The organism is Rhizobium sp. Root149, assembly GCF_001427345.1.
Classification (GTDB): Bacteria; Pseudomonadota; Alphaproteobacteria; order Rhizobiales; family Rhizobiaceae; genus Neorhizobium; species Neorhizobium rhizoryzae.
In genome coordinates this window covers 394,783-412,300 of the sequence record NZ_LMGD01000021.1, presented here as the reverse complement: position 1 = coordinate 412,300, position 17,518 = coordinate 394,783, and the positions used below count along the sequence as shown (strand labels likewise).

Genomic DNA, 17,518 nt, shown 5'->3' with positions numbered 1-17,518 from the left:
TTTACGGGCATTGGTGCGGTCATCAGGGATGATCAAACTTTCTCTGATTGAGCCGGGGCAGTATGAATGTTGAGCGATTGGCAGGGGCGGCCAACCGATCACGAGAGGTGATCCATCACCTCCGTCTTGTTTCTCTTGCAATTTGTCTTCTTGGCCTGAGTTCGTGCAGCGGCGTTCAATCGGCGCTCGATCCTGCTGGTCGGGAAGCGGAAGCGGTCGCGACCCTGTTCTGGGTCATGGTTGCAGGCGGTGGCCTCATCTGGCTCTGCGTCATGGGTGCCTTTCTGTTTGCCGGTCGCTTCAAGACGCAACCGCTGACCGAACGCCGCGCAGGCGGCATCATCGTCTTTGGTGGCGTTGCCTTTCCCGTTGTGGTGCTGGCGGGCCTGATTGCCTATGCAGTCTGGTTGATGCCTGCCATGCGGCCCTGGTTTGCGGGCGAGGGCGAAGGTTTGCGCCGCATTGAAATCACCGCCGAGCAATATTGGTGGCGAGTCCGTTATCTCGATGACAAAGGGCAGGTGCTGCGCGAGAGCGCCAATGAAGTGTTCATGCCGGTCGATGAGCGCGTGCTGTTCGTCCTCAAGGCAAAGGACGTCATCCATTCCTTCTGGATTCCCTCGCTTGGCGGAAAGATGGATGCCATTCCGGGACGAATGAACAATCTTCAGCTCGAAGCCACGAAGACCGGCAGCTATCGTGGCGTCTGTGCTGAGTTTTGTGGCACGGCTCATGCGCTGATGGCCTTCACCGTCGAGGTTCTGGAAAAGCAAGCGTTCGAGGACTGGCTGCAGCCCAAGGCGAGCCCAACGCCGGTTTCAGCGGCCCAAACACCCGATGCCGGGGGGCTTGACGCGTTCCTCAAGAACGGGTGCGGGGCCTGCCATGCGATTGATGGCACGCCAGCGCAAGGTGCTATCGGACCCAATCTGACCGGTTTTGGAACACGGCCAACGCTTGCCGCCGGGACTTTGCCCAATACGACCGGTCACCTGATCCGCTTCATCAAGAACCCTGATCTCATCAAGCCGGGCGTCAATATGCCCTCCTACAACATGCTGCCACAGGCGGAAGTCGAGGCGATCAGCCTTTACCTGAAAGGACTGAAATGACCGGCAAGCTTGGCCCCCTCCTTCCGCAGGATCAACGCGAGGCGCAGGATAAGCGCCTGCGCGACGTGTGGAAAACCCCCTCGGGCTGGCGCTACTGGACATCGGTCAACAATAGCGAAATCGGCCTGTGGTACGGCTGTACGGCCTTCATTTTCATGCTGTTTGCAGGCGTTCTCGCGCTCTTGATCCGGCTTCAGCTTGCCGTTCCAGAGAATACCTTTCTCAGCGCCAATTTTTTCAATCAGGCCTTCACCCTGCATGGCACGGTGATGATGTTCCTGTTTGCGGTGCCGATTTTCGAAGCCGTCGCGATCTTTCTTTTGCCGTCGATGCTTGGCGCGCGCGAGCTTCCGTTTCCTCGGCTATCCGCCTTCGGCTTCTGGAGCTTTGCGATCGGTGGTGTTTTCGTTTGTGGCTCGATCTTCTTCGGTGCTGCACCCAATAGCGGCTGGTTCATGTATCCGCCGCTTGCAACCGACAAGGAGCAGACAGGCATTGGCGCCGATATCTGGCTACTTGGGCTATCCTTCATCGAAGTGGCATCGATCGCTGCTGCTGTGGAACTGATCGTCGGCATCATGAAGTGCCGCGCTCCCGGCATGCGCGTCAATATGATGCCGCTCTTTGCCTGGTACCTGCTCATTGTGGCAGGCATGATCCTGTTTGCCTTTCCGCCACTGATTGCGGGGGATCTGCTGTTCGAGATGCAGCGCATGTTCGACTGGCCCTTCTTCGATGCGGAGCGCGGCGGTGATCCGCTCTTGTGGCAGCACCTTTTCTGGATTTTCGGCCACCCGGAAGTCTACATCATCTTCCTGCCAGCCATCGCGCTGATGGCGATGATCGTGCCGACCTTCTCGCAGCGACCCATCGTCGGCTATTCCTGGATCGTTCTGGCGGCGGTGGGCACCGGCTTCCTGAGCTTCGGGCTCTGGGTCCACCACATGTTCACCACCGGCCTCCCGCAAATTTCGCTGGCCTTCTTTTCAGCCGCATCGGAAGCGGTTGTCATCCCCACCGGCGTGCAGATCTTCGTGTTCATTGCCACCATGCTGGCGGGCCGGGTCATCTTTTCGGTACCAATGCTGTTCGGGGCAGGGGGCCTTGCCATCTTTATCATCGGCGGCCTGACCGGCGTCATGGTGGCGCTGGTGCCTTTCGACTGGCAGGCACACGATACCTATTTCATCGTTGCTCACCTGCACTATGTGCTCATCGGTGGCATGCTGTTTCCGGTCACGGCGGGCATCTATTATTTCTACCCCTTCTTCAACGGCAAGAAGCTCTCGGATACCTGGGGCAGGATCGCCTTCTGGCTGATGTTCGTGGGCTTCAACGTCGCCTTCTTCCCCATGCATTTCGCCGGCTTGCGCGGCATGCCCCGGCGAGTGTTCACCTATCCCGCCGAGATGGGATGGGATTGGTTCAACCTTATCTCCACCGTCGGCGCCTTCGTCTTTGCGGCCGGCTTCCTGATCGTGGTGGCCGATGTTGTACGGCCAAAGACCAGACAGGCGCCAGCCAAGCCCAATCCATGGAATGCGGGCACGATGGAGTGGTTGAACCAGCATGAGGAAAGCTGGGGCATTCGCTCAATTCCCATCATTAAAAGCAGGTATCCGCTGTGGGATCAGCCTGATCTGCGAAAGAACATCGAGGATGGCCGCTACTATCTGCCAGACGCAGAGACGGGCCATCGCGAAACGCTGGTGACATCAGTGCTGGATGGTGCGCCACAGCAGGTTTTGCGCGTCGGAGGGTCATCCTATGTCACGATGATCGCCGCGTTCCTGCTGGGCGGTGTCTTCATTGCACTCACCTACGAATGGTGGTGGACCACGATCATCTGCGCCATCGGCACATTGATTGCCATTCTCTACTGGCTGTGGACGGGGACGGCGCAGATCCCGGAAGCAGAGATGCGCGATGCAGGACTTGGGGAACGCTTTCCGCTCTATGTATCAGGTCCCGCATCCGTCGGCTGGTGGGCGATGTTCATCACCATGGTGGGTGATGGCACCGCATTTGCTAGCCTGATCTTCGGCTATTTCTTCTATTGGACGATCCATGATGATTTCACGGGAGGGCAGGTCGGTCCAGGCTGGCAATGGCCGCTGGCGGCAGCGGCGCTGTTCGTGATTGCCTGGGGCTGCATGCTTCTGGCGCGCTTTGCCAACACGCGCAATCTCGCCTCCACGATGCGGCTATCGATTGCTGTCTCCTTCCTGCTGACGATCGCCGGTGTCGCAGCCGGTCTGATGGGGCCTTACCAGCATGCCATGGAGCCGACATTGCATGTGTACCCCGCCACCGTCTGGATCCTCGCAATCTGGACCTCGACGCACGGCGCTGTGGCTCTCATCATGCAACTCTATTGTCTGGCACGCAGCTATGCCGGCTACCTGACGGCAGACTACGATCAGGATCTCTGCAATGTGGTGCTCTATTGGCACTTCATGGTGTTTACCGCCGTGGTGACCTATCTCACCATCGGCCTCTTCCCGGAACTGAGGTGAAGCGATGAAGAGCTTCATTCCGCGCGAAGTCGAAACATTGTGGACGTTGTTCACGGCCCCTGCCGTGTGGGCGCTCCACTTTCTTGTCTGTTATGTTGCCGCCGCCATCTACTGCGCCAAACCCGGATTTCTCGGGCTTGGTTTTCTGGACCTTCGATGGCTGCTCGGCGGCCTGACATTTGTCGCGCTCGCCTTCATCGTGCTGGCAGGCTATCTCGCCTGGCGACAATGGGGGTTCGGCTCTGGCGATCCGCCCCATGACGAGCCGACCCGCGATGACCGCAAGCTGTTTCAGGGGTTTGCCACGCTGCTTCTCTGCGGCTTGAGTTTCGTGGCCGTGATCTATACCGCAATTCCGCTGATCTTTCTGGCGGAGTGTCAATCATGACCGTCAAGCGATCGTGCCTTGTCGCCGGATTGCTGATCGTGGCGCTTGCCTGGCTTTTGCTTGCACTCGGCGACAAGACATCCTTTTCCATCCATATGATCGTGCACATGGCGGTGGTCGCCGCTGCCGCACCATTCATGGCCTATGGAATGGCAGGAGGCAGTCTCGATTTCGTATCGCGTAGTCGCCTACTCACGCCCGTCACGGCCTCCATGCTGGAACTGGTCACCGTCTGGGGGTGGCATTTGCCTGCCGCGCGTGAATGGGCCGAAACATCAATGCTGGCTCGAGTTCTCGAACAGGCATGCTTCCTCGCTGCCGGATTGATCCTGTGGCTTGCATGTCTTGGCGGCACCGACCCCGAACGTGACAGCAAGCGGTTGGGCGGCGTTCTCGGCCTGCTTTTCACCTCCATGCACATGACGCTCCTGGGGGCGCTTCTGGCGTTGTCGCCGCGTCCGCTTTACGGGGCTGGTGAAGTCACCTGTTTCGGGATCGTGCTGTCGGCCGGTCAGGACCAGCAGATCGGCGCGGTCATCATGCTGATGGTTGGAGCGGCCGTCTATCTTGCCGGTGGTGTTGCGCTGCTTGGGCGCACGCTACGTGAACCTGAACCAAACCCCCTGGGAGATCGCTAATGGTCGTTCGCTGGAAACACGTCCTTCTTGCTTTTCTGGCCGCGGTTATCCTGGGCTTCGGGTTTGCCTGGTCAGGGCTGATGGGCGTTGGAGCACGCGGCGGGCATTGGGCGGTCACGGACTGGTTTCTCCACTGGGTGATGCGCAACTCGGTCCGAACAGCCGCCCTGCAAACCGAGCCGCCGCCTTTCGATAATCCCGAAATGCTGAAACTGGCCGCCGGACATTATGAGCAGGGCTGCGCCTTCTGCCATGGGTCTCCGGCTGAGGAGCGCTCCGCTGTGTCCCGCAACATGCTGCCCGAACCTCCCGACCTGAAAGAAAAGGTACCTGAGTGGACGAAAGCTGAGCTGTTTCACATCGTTCAAGACGGCGTGCGTTTCACCGGCATGCCTGCGTGGCCAGCCCCGCATCGGGAAGACGAGGTGTGGTCGATGGTGGCGTTTCTCGAGCAGGTTCCGCAGATGTCGGCGGAGGATTATCGCCAGTTGGCCGGGCTGGATGTGACTGGCGGCAGCAATGCCGTGCTGGACTGCCAGTCCTGCCACGCGCCAGAGCGACTGAACGGTAAAAGCCTGATTCCAAGCCTCGCTGGTCAATCGGAAACCTATTTGCGGGAAAGCCTGTTTGCCTATGCGGATGGTCGACGTCTGAGCGGCGTGATGCAAACGGCGATTGCCGGTTTGTCGAAAGAACAATTGGCGTCTCTCGCCAGAGACTATGCCAGCATGCAGCGTGGTAGCGTCGCAAACCATGACGCCAATCCTCGAGGAGCTGATATCGATAAGGGCCGCGAACTTGCTGAAAAGGGGCGAGCGGCAGATCGCATTCCGGCGTGTCTCACCTGCCACGAGCGGGCGGATGGTAACCCGAGTTACCCCAAGCTTTCAGGCCAAAGTGTGCCTTATCTGACCAATCAGCTACGCCTGTTCCGTCAGGAGCACCGTGGAGGAACTGTTTTTGGGCACCTCATGCTTCCAGTGGCGAACAATCTGACCGACGCAGACATCGAGAATGTCGGCGCCTATTTCGCGTCGAAATAAGAATGATCCGACGCAGCACAGGACGTTCAGGCCGCTCAAACCGGCACGATGAACATGTAGCAAGCTGCGACTGCGAAAACGAAACTGGCGGCTTCAACCCATTCGCGTGACATGACGACTTCTCCCTGACTGTGTGTCCTCAAAACGCTCCTTCCGTTTTCAGGTTCCACAGAATTGCCACAGGTGTGAAGAATGGGCCGAAACTCTGTCTGAAAAATGACAGTCTCTTAAGAATTTGCAGCCATATGGCGGGCCCGTGCTGCCTCTACAATGGACCGGATCTCGCGTGCCATTCCTGCCTCGAGCACCAGGCCTTCGGTCGGGATGACGCCCGGATCTTCCTCATGATTTTTATAGCTCGCGTCATCGCGGATACTGGCGATGAAGCGGTCAATGGCGCGGTCTCCGCCCATGAGCGCTGCAACGAGGTCTATCATCAGCTCTCGATGTGCATTCACGCGTCCTTCGAGTTCTTCCGGTGTCAAAGCGGTCATTCGTGGCTCCTTCGATTGAGAAGTGACTGCATCGGAGCGAGATAGTGCCCTGCAGGGATTTGGGAACAATGCCGTAAACAGCTGAGTTACTCTGCAACACACTCTCTGGAGGACGCACAATGGCAGGACATGCCGCACTGGGTGAAATTTCCCCGGGCAAGGACATTCGGGACCGTCTCATTCTTGCGCTTTACGCTCAACTCAAGGCGGAGCGCGATACGCGTGAAGCTCTTGAATATGTCATCCGAAAAGGCGCGATTTCGCCTGAGGTCCTGGAAGCAATCGCTGCCGATCCTATCCCCGGTGCCGCTGAGGCGGATATCGCAGCGGTCGACAAGATCGTCTCCATGGACCGAACGAAGACGCAAGGCCGTCATCAAGAGGAGCGAGCACAATGAAACGGACGATTGGTGCCATAGCGCTTCTTGCTTTGCTGGCCGGATGCGATTCTGATCAGCAAAACACGCGCAGCGATACGGATCCCGTAACAACAAAAGGGCAGGGGACCGCACCTGCCGAGCGGGATCCTACCCCTCAATCGGGCACGGGCGGAGACTCCCAAAGCAATAACCAGGGCATGACGACGACACCGAAGCCATAATGCCGCCCAGATTTCGCAAGGCAAACGGGAACGAAAAACCATCTCGCGCTTTTGATTGTGCAAAGCAACAGCAGGGTGCGGTATGGACACGAAGTCACATAATTTTACGATCGAATCTGGCACTTGGCTGGAACGGGGTGCCACGTTTGACGGTCAGGGAACGAACTTTGCGCTGTTTTCAGCGCATGCGGAGCGCGTGGAGCTCTGCCTGTTCGATCCCACCGGCAAAACCGAAATCGCACGGTTGACCCTGCCTGAGAACACACATGAGATCTGGCATGGCTATGTGCCTGGCCTCAAGCCGGGCCAGCTCTATGGCTACCGTGTGCACGGCCCCTACGACCCGGAAAATGGCCACCGGTTCAACCCGAACAAGCTTCTGCTCGACCCCTATGCAAAGGAGCTCTTCGGCACGTACGAGTGGAACGACGCCCATTTCGCCTACGATATTTATCACGACGACAAGGATCTTACCTTCGACGAGCGCGACAGTGCGCCGTTCACGCCGAAGTGCCGGGTGATCGATCCCTACGCCATCGACTGGGAAGGCGACAACCGTCCAAATGTCCCCTGGCCGTCCGCGATCATTTATGAAACGCATGTGAAGGGCTTTACGCAGCTCAACCCGGCCATCCCGCAGGATCTGCGCGGCACCTATGAGGGCATGGGACACAAGGCTACGGTGGACTACATCAAGAGCCTTGGCATCACCTCCGTCGAGCTCTTGCCAGTCCATGAATTTCCTGACGATCAGCACCTTCTCGACAAGGGCCTAAAGAACTTCTGGGGCTACAATTCGATCGGCTTCTTTGCGCCTGCCTCCCGTTACTACGGCCCGAAAGGCATACAGGGCTTCCGCGACATGGTGCGAAGCTTCCACGATGCCGGCATCGAGGTCATTCTGGATGTGGTCTACAACCACACGGCGGAAGGCAATGAGCTTGGTCCGACGCTCTCCTTCAAGGGCATCGATAACTTCTCCTATTACCGCACCCTGCCGGACAATCATCGCTACTATATCAATGATACCGGCACCGGAAACACGGTGAACACCTCCCACCCGCGCGTATTGCAGATGATCATGGATTCGCTGCGCTACTGGGTCGAGCACATGCATGTCGACGGGTTCCGCTTCGATCTCGGGACCATTCTCGGGCGTGAGCCCGAAGGGTTCGATGAGCGCGGTGGGTTTTTCGATGCCATCACCCAGTGCCCCATCCTCTCCAAGGTCAAGTTGATCGGCGAGCCGTGGGATATCGGTCCGGGCGGCTATCAGGTTGGTGGCTTCCCACCCGGCTGGGCAGAATGGAACGACAAGTATCGCGATACGACCCGCGAATACTGGAAGGGTGACCAGAATACTGCACCTGATTTCGCCGCTCGTCTGCTTGGTTCCGGCGATATCTACGACCTCAGGGGCCGCCGTCCGTGGTCGAGCGTCAACTTCCTTGCAGCGCATGACGGTTTCACGCTCAACGATCTTGTTTCCTACAACGAGAAGCACAACGACGCGAACGGCGAGGACAACAACGACGGCCACAATGACAACCGCAGCTACAACTACGGTGCGGAAGGCCCGACGGAAGATGAGGGCATCAACGCTGTCCGTGAGCGTCAGAAGCGCAACTTCATCGCCACGCTCCTGCTTTCGCACGGCACGCCGATGCTGTTAGCCGGTGACGAATTCGGCCGAAGCCAGATGGGCAATAACAACGGCTATTGCCAGGACAGCGAGATCTCCTGGCTGCAGTGGGAAGGCCTGCCGGACACGAACGAGTCCCTTCGCAAGTTCACGAAGCAGATCATTGCGCTTCGTCACAAGCAGCCGATCTTCCGCCGCGAAAGCTGGCGCGATGGAATGGAGGTGAACTGGTTCAACGCTGGCGGGGGCTACCAGCAGCCGGAGCAATGGCTGGAGGGCACAACGCTTGGCCTGCATCTTGGCCGTCGCGATCTGGAGGGACAGTCAGGCATCTGGTCGGATGTGCTGATGCTGTTCAATCCCTTTGAAGGAACAGTACCCTTCAAGATCCCGCCGCTGAACAAGGGGCGCTGGATCCTCGAACTGACGACGGCGGATCCTTCAATCCGAGGGCAAGAGATCGATCAGGACGAAGACTACGAACTGGAAGGTCGAAGCCTTGCCGTGTTCCGACGCGGTTAAGTGATCCGCAAAGTGGCAAAGGGCCGGGCTTGTCCCGGCCTTTTGCTGAAGAGTTGTCAGAGCAAGGCCAATAAAAAAGCTGGCATCGCGCCAGCTTTTTGCATGCCATCAGATCGGTTTCATCGATATCGCCGCTGATCTGTCGCCTCCTGCCGTCGAGCCAGCAGGTTATTGTAAATGGCCGCGTATTTCTCGGCGCTCCGTTCCCATGAAAAGTGCGTCTTCATGCCCTGATGCTGCAACCGCGCCCAGTTGCGCGTATCTCCGTACGTATCGAGCGCACGACGCAAGGCCAGTCGCAAGCCATCCGTATTGACCGGATGGAACTGGAAGCCGGTTGCAACCCGCGCCGACATGGCGGCGTCGTTTGCATCGATGATCGTCTCCGATAGCCCGCCAGTGCGGGAAACGACTGGCACGCAGCCATAGCGGAGCGCGTACAGCTGTGTCAGGCCACAGGGTTCAAACCGAGACGGTTGAACGATAGCATCCGACCCACCCTGGATGAGATGGGCTGTCGGCTCGTCATAGCCGGTGTGCACGGCCATCCTTCCCGGAAACCGGTCTGCGGTACACCTCAGAATACGTTCGATCTCGTGATCGCCCTGGCCGAAAACGATAATCCTGCCGCCCTGGTACAGCACCTCGTCCGCCGCTTCCGCGAACATGTCCATGCCTTTTTGCCAGGTCAGCCGGGTGATCGCCGAGAAAACAGGCCCATCGCCCTGTTCCAGCCCAAAACGCTCCAGAAGTGGTGCCCGGTTCTCGCGTTTGCGCTTCAGGCTGGTGGAATCGAAATTCCTTGGCAGAAACGGATCCGTTGAAGGGTTCCAGATATCCATATCGATGCCGTTTACGATGCCACGCAAGGACATCACGCGCTGATTGAGCACGCCATCCAGCCCCATGCCGAAGCGGCTGGTCAGGATCTCCCGGGCATAGGTTGGACTGACGGTCGTAATCATGTCCGACGTTTGCAGGCCACCCTTGAGATAGCTGATATCGCCGAAATATTCGAGGCAATTGGTGTTGAACAGATGTGGCGGCAGATCCAGCGCCGGGAGACGATCGGCACCATATTGGCCCTGAAAAGCGAGATTATGGATCGTCAGAACGACCGGCACGTCGCATCCCGCCTCCCGCATGTAAACGGAGGTCAGTGCGCTCTGCCAGTCATGCGTGTGGACAAGATCCGGTTGCCAACCCGGAAGTGCTCCATTGGCCACATTGGCTGCAGCCTTGGACAGGACTGCAAATCGCAACCAGTTGTCGTGATGATCTTCTCCCGCTCCGTTGATATAGGGGCCGCCGTCACGATCATAGAGGGTAGGGCAGTCAAGGATTAGAAGGTCCAGACCCTCATGCTCAGCGCGAAACAGCGTAGCACGCTGGCCAAGCAGGTCCTCGAAGCTCGTGAGCGGAAGGAGGTCCGGCAGCTTGGCAAGAACGGAAGGGTAGCCGGGAAGCATCGTCGTCGTCTGTATCGCGCAGTTTGCCAAAGCTTTGGGAAGAGAACCCGTAACGTCCGCCAGACCCCCGGTCTTGATGAGGGGGTACATTTCGGACGTCACGGAAAGCACTTTCATCGGCTCTAATTCTTTCATCCTTGCGCGGGAATACCTCGACTTTTCAATGATTTCATCACGCCGAAATCTGTTTTCGAAATTGACTGGCGCGTTCATCATGTCGATGTCCTTCCTTCACGCATCGGTCGGTCCGCACAAACGCTTTCATCGGGCCGAACCGCGCGAAATGAAGCCGCGTTCCAATGGTTGGAGAAAATTAGAATGAGTTTCGACGCGCGCATTTTCGATTGATACGTCCAGATGCAATACGGGATCGTCCGCCGCAACGCGTGCGACGGCACAAAGATATGAACGGGGAACGACCGGCCTGAGCTAAATCAGGCGGGTTGAGATTTGCGCGGCTTTCGAACCGGGTTCGCGTCGACCGCGGGCTTTGCAGCGGCGATTTTCGAAACCGCCTTTGCTTCTGCCTTTTTCAGGGAAACTCGTTTTTTGTCCACAGGCTTTGCTTCATCGAACTTGCCTGCGTCGGAATTCCTTATCGCAGGTTTTTCTGCCCGAGGCTTTGTTGAATTACCCTTCGACGCGGACGGCTTCTCTTCTGCGGAACCAGCGCTTGCCTTACGCTTTGCAGGCGCCTTCCCGTTGCTTTTTTCACGGGCCTCATATTCTGCGCGGGCCTGAGCCCAGTGCTCGTCATGTTTTCCGTGGGGCTGGCCGTCGGCCTCCCACAGCTCATATGCACGCTGCTTTATCCAACTTTCGGAGTCCGCCATATTCCTCTCCATTCGCCCAACACCGGTAACGTTAGCAAAATCGAATAGGTTCCACGTCCAGGTTGATTTTGTGCACTGCATCGAAAACTGGCAAGGCTAAAAATTAATTTTTTAGAAGGCGGGAACTTATGTGGATGTCGGCAGTTTGGGAGCCGAGCTTGGGAGGGCTCAATCGATGGAAAAATGCTTTGATATCATTCCGCATTCCTCGGGCTGGATCTACGTGATCGACGGTAAGGCTTCCGCTTCCTATCCGTCCTATTCTCTTGCACTTAAAGCTGCGCGGCTACATGCCTTGCGCGAAACCGACACGCTGCGCCGGATCGTCTTCCGCCGTCAGGAACTCAACGGTCAGATGATTGCAGTCAAGCCGGAAGGGTCTCGTCCCGCGGTCTGATCAGATCGAAAGCTTTGGGCCGACCAAACCGGTCGGCCCAACGAGGCTCAGGCCGCTTTCTTCGCAGCCGAGTTCAGCGTTGTCTGTGCGAGCTTGCTCAGCTTTTCGTCTGTCGCACTTTCTTCCTTCAACGTTTCGGAAAGCAGCTGCGCGGCTTCGTCAAGGCCAAGCTGTTTTGCCCAGGCACAGAGGGTGCCGTAGCGCGCAATCTCATAATGCTCGACTGCCTGGGCAGCTGCCAGAAGTCCCGCATCCAATGCCGGGGTTCCCTTGAACTCTTCAAGGATTTCTTCGCCCTCGGAAATGATGCCTTCGATTGCATCGCAGGTCTTGCCGCGTGCCCGCTTTCCAATCAGTTCGAATACCTGTTGAAGGCGCTCGATCTGGCCATCGGTTTCCTCTTTGTGGTCGAGAAAGGCCTGCTTCAACTGCTCGTTCTGGGCGCCGCGTGCCATCTTTGGAAGGGTCTTCGAGATTTTTCGCTCGGCATAGTAGATGTCTTTCAGTGTTTCATGAAAGAGGTCGTCAAGCGTCTTCGTTGCCATGTGTTTCTCTCCGCTCGTGGTTGTGAGTGCCTCAAAGCTGGCGGCCTCCTAACAGGCCGATGCAGGCCAGGTTCCACGGCTTGGGAGAGAATTTTCTCAGCGGACTACCCACGACGGGGTATCGAGCCGATCCATCGGAAAGATCAAGACATCATCAGTCTTGGTTATCGAGCTTTTCAGCAAGTGCGCGTTGCAGCTCATGCGCAAGGTCCATCAGCCGCTCCGGCACTGCCTCCTTCTCAATCTCACTCAAAAGGTCGGCGATCTTCGGTCCGACTGTTCGAAGACGCTGCGCTTCTTCCTGATTGGTATTGCCTGTCACTTTCTTCATCCTGACCTCTCGGCTTTCCAGCAAGAGATTATCAGTGATCTCTCAAGTAAGAGGGAAAGCCCTGATCCTGCATCCTTGTCAAGGTTGTGCAGTGCACAGAGAGGCGCCCGCTGACGTCTATGGCAGCGGGCGTTGCAGGGAGGTATCGATTTACGTTGGGACGATCAGTGGGTCCGATCGCGGCCCGGAATGGACGTGATGGTTGCTGAAACGGGGTCGCTTGCCGGGAATGTGTCTTCCAGACCTTCGTTCAACTGCTCTTCCTGGGCTGCCTTGGAGGGGCGATTATCTGTCGCCATGGTCGAAGATTGAGCCTGCTTGCGCTCTCCTTCAACCATTTTGTCCGGCAGGGCGTCGCTTTCGACAATCCGGCTCAGAAATTCCTTTGCCTTTGAAACAGCGTTGTTACGGTTGATTCCATCGGTATCCGAGCGAAGAGTTACCGAGACGACGTCGCCGTTATCTCCGACGAATTCAACCGTATAGCCGGCATTGCCGCTGCCTTCCGCGATGACCTGAGTGCCAACGATGCTCATTTTCTCCGCCTTTCCGTGAAACAGATTTCGTGTGTTCGATCTGCTTCGCAAACGGATAGTCCTGTTCATTTGTTCCGTCTGCGAGATGACTGGTCGCAACGACGGAACCGACAGCTATCCCGGCGGTTAATGTCGGGAGTTCCGGTATTCAAAGAAGGAAACGCCGTGGCGCCGCATGTTTTCTGGAAAGGCTATCTCAAACTTTCGCTCGTGACCTGCCGGGTGACGATGGCGCCAGCCGTTTCAGAAAGTGGAAAGGTGCGATTTCACAATCTCAACGCCAAAACGCACAATCGAGTCTTGTCGCAATATGTCGACGGCGTCACCGGCAAGCCGGTCGATGACGATGATCAGGTGAAGGGGTTCGAACGGAGCGAAGACGACTATGTGCTGTTCGAGGACGAAGAGCTGGATGATGTCGGTCTCGAAAGTACTCGCACGATAGACATCGAAGCCTTCGTTCCCTCCGGTGAGATCGGCTGGATCTGGTATGACCGTCCGCATTTTCTGGCGCCGGACGACAAGGTCGGCGAGGAGGCATTCTCCGTCATCCGTGAAGCCATGGCTGCCACCGGCATGGTTGGTATTGCGCGGCTTGTCATGTATCGCCGGGAGCGTGCTGTGATGCTGGTGCCGGACGGGAAGGGCATCATTGTCTGGACGCTTCGATATGGCGATGAAGTGCGAGATGCGGACGCCTATTATCAGCTGGCACAGCCCGGAAAATCCGATGCTCAGCACTTGTCGCTCATCAAGAAACTGATCGGCGAACGCATTGAGAAATGGGATCCTGCCATGGCGGACGATCCGGTTCAGGACAAGCTGCTCGATATCATCAAGCGCCGAAAGAAGAGCAAGAAGACGCGAGCTACGCCCTCGAAATCCGGTGCGAAGCGCTCCGACAACGTTGTTGACATCATGAGCGCGCTGAAGAAGAGCCTTGACGACGAGCGCCGCGCCAAGGGGAAGTGAATACTACTTTTTGTCGGGGCGATGGTTAATCGGCGCTTCCGCCTTTCGGAAATCTGCCCAAGGGTCCTGACGGAGTGCGTTCAATCGGGCGCTTGCGTTCTCAACTGTAAAATGGGCCGGGCCTATTCCTTGGCCAAGCTCATTCCAGTCAATCGGCATGGAAACGGGCGCGCCCGGTCTGGCACGGGTCGAATAGGGGGCAACGGCAGTCGCGCCACGGCCGTTTCGCAGATAGTCGATCAGGATCTTTCCCTTGCGCTTGGACTTTGTCACGGTCGACACATAGAGGTCTGGACTGTCTCCCGCCATGGCATCAGCGAGGGCTTTCATGGCGGCCTTTACCGTCGGCCATATTGCTTTCGGCTTTACCGGAGCAACGATGTGGAGACCCTTGCCGCCGGATGTCTTCAGGAAACCGGTGAGGCCCATATCTGCAAACCTCGAGCGCACTTCTCCGGCTGCTGTCATGACCGCCTGCCAGTCTGTACCCTCGCCGGGATCCAGATCAATGATGACCATGTCGGGGCGCTCCCAATCGGAAACACTGGAACCCCACGGATGAATTTCGAGCGTTCCGCCCTGCACAAGACCGAGCAGCCCATCGAGATCTCGGATGGTGATGTTCTGCTCTCCTTTTTCGTCGGCGGGATCGATCACCAGTTTCGCATTCTTTGTCATGCCTTTCCATCCATGCTTCTGGAAGAACAGAGGCTTGGTGATGCCATCCGGGCCCCGAACCAGAGACAGCGGACGATTGACCACGAAGGGTGCTATGAAAGGCCATACCTCGGCGTAATAATCTGCGAGGCCTGCTTTGGTGACCCCGGCATCCGGCCAGTAGATGCGATCCGGATGCGTGAGCTTGACGCTGCGCTGGACGTCGCGAGTTGTGTTGTCCTTGTCCCGGTCAGGCCCTGTTTCCCGCACGACCGCGGTTGCCTGCTTGTCCTCCCGCAGGCCCCGAAACGATGCGTGCCGCAGATGGGCATCTGCCGTCCAGCCGCGAAACTCCACCTCGGCTACCAGCTTTGGTTCGACGAAGACTACATTGCGGCGTTCATCTGCGGTCAGTTTTGTCTCGAACGGCGCCCGTTCGGTCTCAAGCGGCGCAAGTGTCTTGAACAGGGAGCGCGCCGATGCGGTCGAAAAGCCGGTTCCTACCCGGCCTGCATGTTGCAAGACGCCATCCTCGTAGTAACCCATGACCAAAGAGCCGATGGCTGACTTCGAGACCGTGGATGGCACATAGCCTGCGATGACGAATTCCTGGCGGGCGGAGCATTTGGATTTGACCCAGTCCCGTCCGCGACCGCTTTTGTACGGAGCGTTCGCGAGCTTCGAAATTATGCCTTCGAGACTCAGGCGACAGGCGTGCTTGAGAACCAGCCCGCCTTCATCCCTAAAATGTTCGCTGTAGCGCAGATTGGCAGGGCACTCGTTCAGCAGTCGTTCCAATGCCGCCTTGCGATCCATCAGCCGCGCCTTGGTCAAATCCTGTCCGTCAAGATAGAGGAGATCGAACAGATGAAAGACAAAGCGTTCTGACCGTCCTTCGCTCAAGTCCTGCTGCAGCAGTGAAAAGTCCGTTGCGCCACTGCCGGATTCTACGGCCACTTCGCCATCGATGATCGCCTGACGAGCGGGGAGGCCTTGAAGCGCCTTGTTGATGTCCGTGCCGAAGCGCTTGGTCCAGTCGAGACCGGTCCTGGTCAAAAGCCTGACGACACCGTCTTTGATATGGGCCTGCAGGCGATAGCCGTCCAGTTTCACCTCATGCAGCCAGCGTTCTCCGGACGGCGCGGATTTGACCAGTGTCGCCAGTTGAGGTTCGACAAAGTCGGGCATGGCTGCCGTCCGTGCACCTTTGATACCGACGGTTTTCTCTTCAGGTTTAGAGGCCTTTTCCGGCGCCTTCCTTGTTGGGGTTTTCGACGGCTTGGTTTTGAGGTCAAGGCCCGTCTTCACGGAGGTGGGCCTCTCCTCCAGAATGTCGGCGTCTGTCTCCGTTCGGGCAAACTCATCTTCCGCCTTGATCAGAAGCCAGTTCTCACGGCTCTCTTCCGGTTTTCCAGCCATGCGGACCAGATGCCAGCGGCCCTCCAGCTTTTCTCCGTGAAGCGCAAATTCCAGATGACCCTTTTTATAGGCCTTTTTAAGATCGCCGATCGGTTCCCACGTTCCTCGATCCCAGACAATGACCTGACCCGCACCGTACTGGCCCTCGGGAATCGTGCCTTCGAAAGTGCCGTAATCGAGCGGATGATCCTCGACATGCACCGCAAGCCGCTTTTCGCCCGGAACGAGACTTGGGCCTTTGGTGACAGCCCAGCTTTTTAGCACTCCGTCCATTTCCAGCCGGAAATCATAATGCAGCCGCCTTGCCGCATGTTTCTGGATGACGAAGCTGTTGCCCGCTTGCCTTGCCTTCTTGCCGCGTGGCTCCGGAGAGGTCTTGAAGTCGCGCTTGTCGTTGTATTGTGCAAGAGACATTGGTCAGCTCGCTTTCCGGGTCGCAGGCCGTGCAGCGCGCTTCGGTGACTTCTTGTCGGATGCAGCCCTGGACGCTTTACGCTTTGGCTTCTTCTCGCTTTCCTTCAGGCCGGCGCTCATGCGAAGCGCTTCCATCAGGTTCACCACATTCGTTTCCTTGGGCTTGGGCTTCTTCGGTGGCTTGCGGCCTTCGATCTTCGCTTTCACGAGTTCCTGCAGAGCGTTCTCGTATCGATCCTCGAAGGCTCCCGGCTCGAAGCTCCCGCGCTTGGTATTGATGATATGCTGTGCCAGATCCAGCATTTCGCCTTCGATCTTGAACTCCTTGATGTCGGCAAATGCCTCGCTTGCAGATCGGACTTCGTAGTCGTAGTTCAGCGTTGTGGCGATCAGTCCATCGCCGTGTGGTCGAATGAGCAGCGTCCGCAGGCGTCGAAACAGCACCGTGCGTGCGAGCGCTGCCGCACTTTTTGCCTCCAAGCCATGCCGGATAAGGTCAAAAACCTCCGCCGATACCTTGTCCGCCGGGGCGAGGTAGTAAGGCCGATCGAGATAAATGGTGTCGATCTCATTGCAGGGAATGAAGGTTTCAAGGGCAAGCGTCTTGTCGCTTTCGGGCACGGCCTCGGCAATTTCGTCGGGATCAAGCAGGACATAGTCGCCGCTGGAGAGCTCATAGCCCTTGACGATGTCGTCGCGCTCGACCGGCTTGCCGGTTTCGGCATCCACCATCTGTCTCTGCACACGGTGTCCGGTGCGGCGGTTAATAATGTGGAAGCTGACCCGGTCGGATGTCGAGGCTGCGGTGTAGAGAGCGACCGCACAGCTCAGATCACCAAGGGTCAGATGGCCTTTCCAGTTCGCGCGGGGTGCCACGGCTTCTTCTCCTTCAGAACGCCAGTTCAACCGCAAAGAGAGGCTTTGGTTCCGCCAGAGCGCGAGCGCTTATCACGCGCAGGTTTTTGTACGATTTCGGACAACCTGAGATA

At 57.6% G+C, this 17,518-nt stretch carries 17 protein-coding genes; 9 read left to right on the top strand and 8 right to left on the bottom strand.

The window, feature by feature from the left end; genetic code table 11:
* The first annotated feature begins 107 nt into the window (after nt 1-107).
* Genes coxB through ASD54_RS17375 form a run of 5 tightly spaced genes read left to right on the top strand, consistent with a single transcriptional unit; the run spans nt 108 to nt 5,697 of the window.
* Entirely contained in the window at nt 108-1,112 is a 1,005-nt protein-coding gene (coxB, locus tag ASD54_RS17395) for a cytochrome c oxidase subunit II (RefSeq protein WP_244484785.1), read from the top strand.
* A complete protein-coding gene (gene ctaD, locus ASD54_RS17390; RefSeq protein WP_062555865.1) occupies nt 1,109-3,628 on the top strand; it encodes a cytochrome c oxidase subunit I in 2,520 nt (839 codons plus the stop codon). The genes coxB and ctaD overlap by 4 nt, the downstream gene beginning before the upstream one ends.
* Nucleotides 3,629-3,632: 4 nt before the next feature.
* Nucleotides 3,633-4,016, top strand: a complete 384-nt coding sequence (locus ASD54_RS17385; RefSeq protein WP_062555864.1) for a hypothetical protein — start codon at nt 3,633-3,635, stop codon at nt 4,014-4,016.
* The gene (locus tag ASD54_RS17380) at nt 4,013-4,654 is read left to right on the top strand and encodes a cytochrome c oxidase assembly protein (RefSeq protein ID WP_062555863.1); all 642 of its coding nucleotides are present in this window, start codon (nt 4,013-4,015) and stop codon (nt 4,652-4,654) included. The genes ASD54_RS17385 and ASD54_RS17380 overlap by 4 nt, the downstream gene beginning before the upstream one ends.
* Entirely contained in the window at nt 4,654-5,697 is a 1,044-nt protein-coding gene (locus ASD54_RS17375) for a c-type cytochrome (RefSeq protein WP_062555862.1), read from the top strand. The genes ASD54_RS17380 and ASD54_RS17375 overlap by 1 nt, the downstream gene beginning before the upstream one ends.
* 227 nt (nt 5,698-5,924) lie before the next feature.
* Here the strand turns inward: ASD54_RS17375 and ASD54_RS17370 are convergent, their stop codons facing one another.
* Complete coding sequence (locus ASD54_RS17370) at nt 5,925-6,191, bottom strand: hypothetical protein (RefSeq protein ID WP_062555861.1); 267 nt, start codon at nt 6,189-6,191, stop codon at nt 5,925-5,927.
* A 119-nt stretch (nt 6,192-6,310) separates the two neighbouring features.
* Between ASD54_RS17370 and ASD54_RS17365 the strand changes: the two genes are divergently transcribed.
* Both ASD54_RS17365 and glgX read left to right on the top strand, forming a co-directional pair.
* Complete coding sequence (locus ASD54_RS17365) at nt 6,311-6,589, top strand: hypothetical protein (RefSeq protein WP_062555860.1); 279 nt, start codon at nt 6,311-6,313, stop codon at nt 6,587-6,589.
* Between the two features lie 285 nt (nt 6,590-6,874).
* Entirely contained in the window at nt 6,875-8,956 is a 2,082-nt protein-coding gene (gene glgX, locus ASD54_RS17360; RefSeq protein WP_062555859.1) for a glycogen debranching protein GlgX, read from the top strand.
* 119 nt (nt 8,957-9,075) lie between these two features.
* On the opposite strand, the gene glgA is transcribed toward glgX, so the two are convergent.
* On the bottom strand, nt 9,076-10,542 hold the full coding sequence (glgA, locus tag ASD54_RS17355; RefSeq protein ID WP_062555984.1) for a glycogen synthase GlgA: 1,467 nt from the start codon (nt 10,540-10,542) through the stop codon (nt 9,076-9,078).
* Nucleotides 10,543-10,859: 317 nt separating this feature from the next.
* Nucleotides 10,860-11,339, bottom strand: a complete 480-nt coding sequence (locus tag ASD54_RS17350) for a DUF2934 domain-containing protein (protein ID WP_082547259.1) — start codon at nt 11,337-11,339, stop codon at nt 10,860-10,862.
* A 94-nt stretch (nt 11,340-11,433) separates the two neighbouring features.
* Between ASD54_RS17350 and ASD54_RS17345 the strand changes: the two genes are divergently transcribed.
* Nucleotides 11,434-11,655: a hypothetical protein gene (locus tag ASD54_RS17345; protein WP_062555857.1), complete on the top strand. Its 222-nt coding sequence runs from the start codon at nt 11,434-11,436 to the stop codon at nt 11,653-11,655.
* A gap of 47 nt (nt 11,656-11,702) precedes the next feature.
* Here the strand turns inward: ASD54_RS17345 and ASD54_RS17340 are convergent, their stop codons facing one another.
* The 3 genes from ASD54_RS17340 to ASD54_RS17335 form a co-directional block, all read right to left on the bottom strand.
* Nucleotides 11,703-12,200: a ferritin-like domain-containing protein gene (locus ASD54_RS17340; protein ID WP_062555856.1), complete on the bottom strand. Its 498-nt coding sequence runs from the start codon at nt 12,198-12,200 to the stop codon at nt 11,703-11,705.
* A 154-nt stretch (nt 12,201-12,354) separates the two neighbouring features.
* Nucleotides 12,355-12,531: a hypothetical protein gene (locus ASD54_RS26665; protein WP_156379266.1), complete on the bottom strand. Its 177-nt coding sequence runs from the start codon at nt 12,529-12,531 to the stop codon at nt 12,355-12,357.
* Nucleotides 12,532-12,695: 164 nt separating this feature from the next.
* Nucleotides 12,696-13,067, bottom strand: a complete 372-nt coding sequence (locus ASD54_RS17335; RefSeq protein WP_062555855.1) for a hypothetical protein — start codon at nt 13,065-13,067, stop codon at nt 12,696-12,698.
* 165 nt (nt 13,068-13,232) lie between these two features.
* On the opposite strand from ASD54_RS17335, the gene ASD54_RS17330 reads away from it, so the two are divergent.
* A complete protein-coding gene (locus tag ASD54_RS17330; protein ID WP_062555983.1) occupies nt 13,233-14,039 on the top strand; it encodes a Ku protein in 807 nt (268 codons plus the stop codon).
* Between the two features lie 3 nt (nt 14,040-14,042).
* Here the strand turns inward: ASD54_RS17330 and ligD are convergent, their stop codons facing one another.
* On the bottom strand, nt 14,043-16,529 hold the full coding sequence (gene ligD, locus ASD54_RS17325) for a DNA ligase D (protein ID WP_062555854.1): 2,487 nt from the start codon (nt 16,527-16,529) through the stop codon (nt 14,043-14,045).
* Nucleotides 16,530-16,532: 3 nt separating this feature from the next.
* Nucleotides 16,533-17,405, bottom strand: coding sequence for a Ku protein (locus ASD54_RS17320; RefSeq protein ID WP_062555853.1), 873 nt, complete (start codon nt 17,403-17,405; stop codon nt 16,533-16,535).
* Nucleotides 17,406-17,518 lie beyond the last annotated feature (113 nt).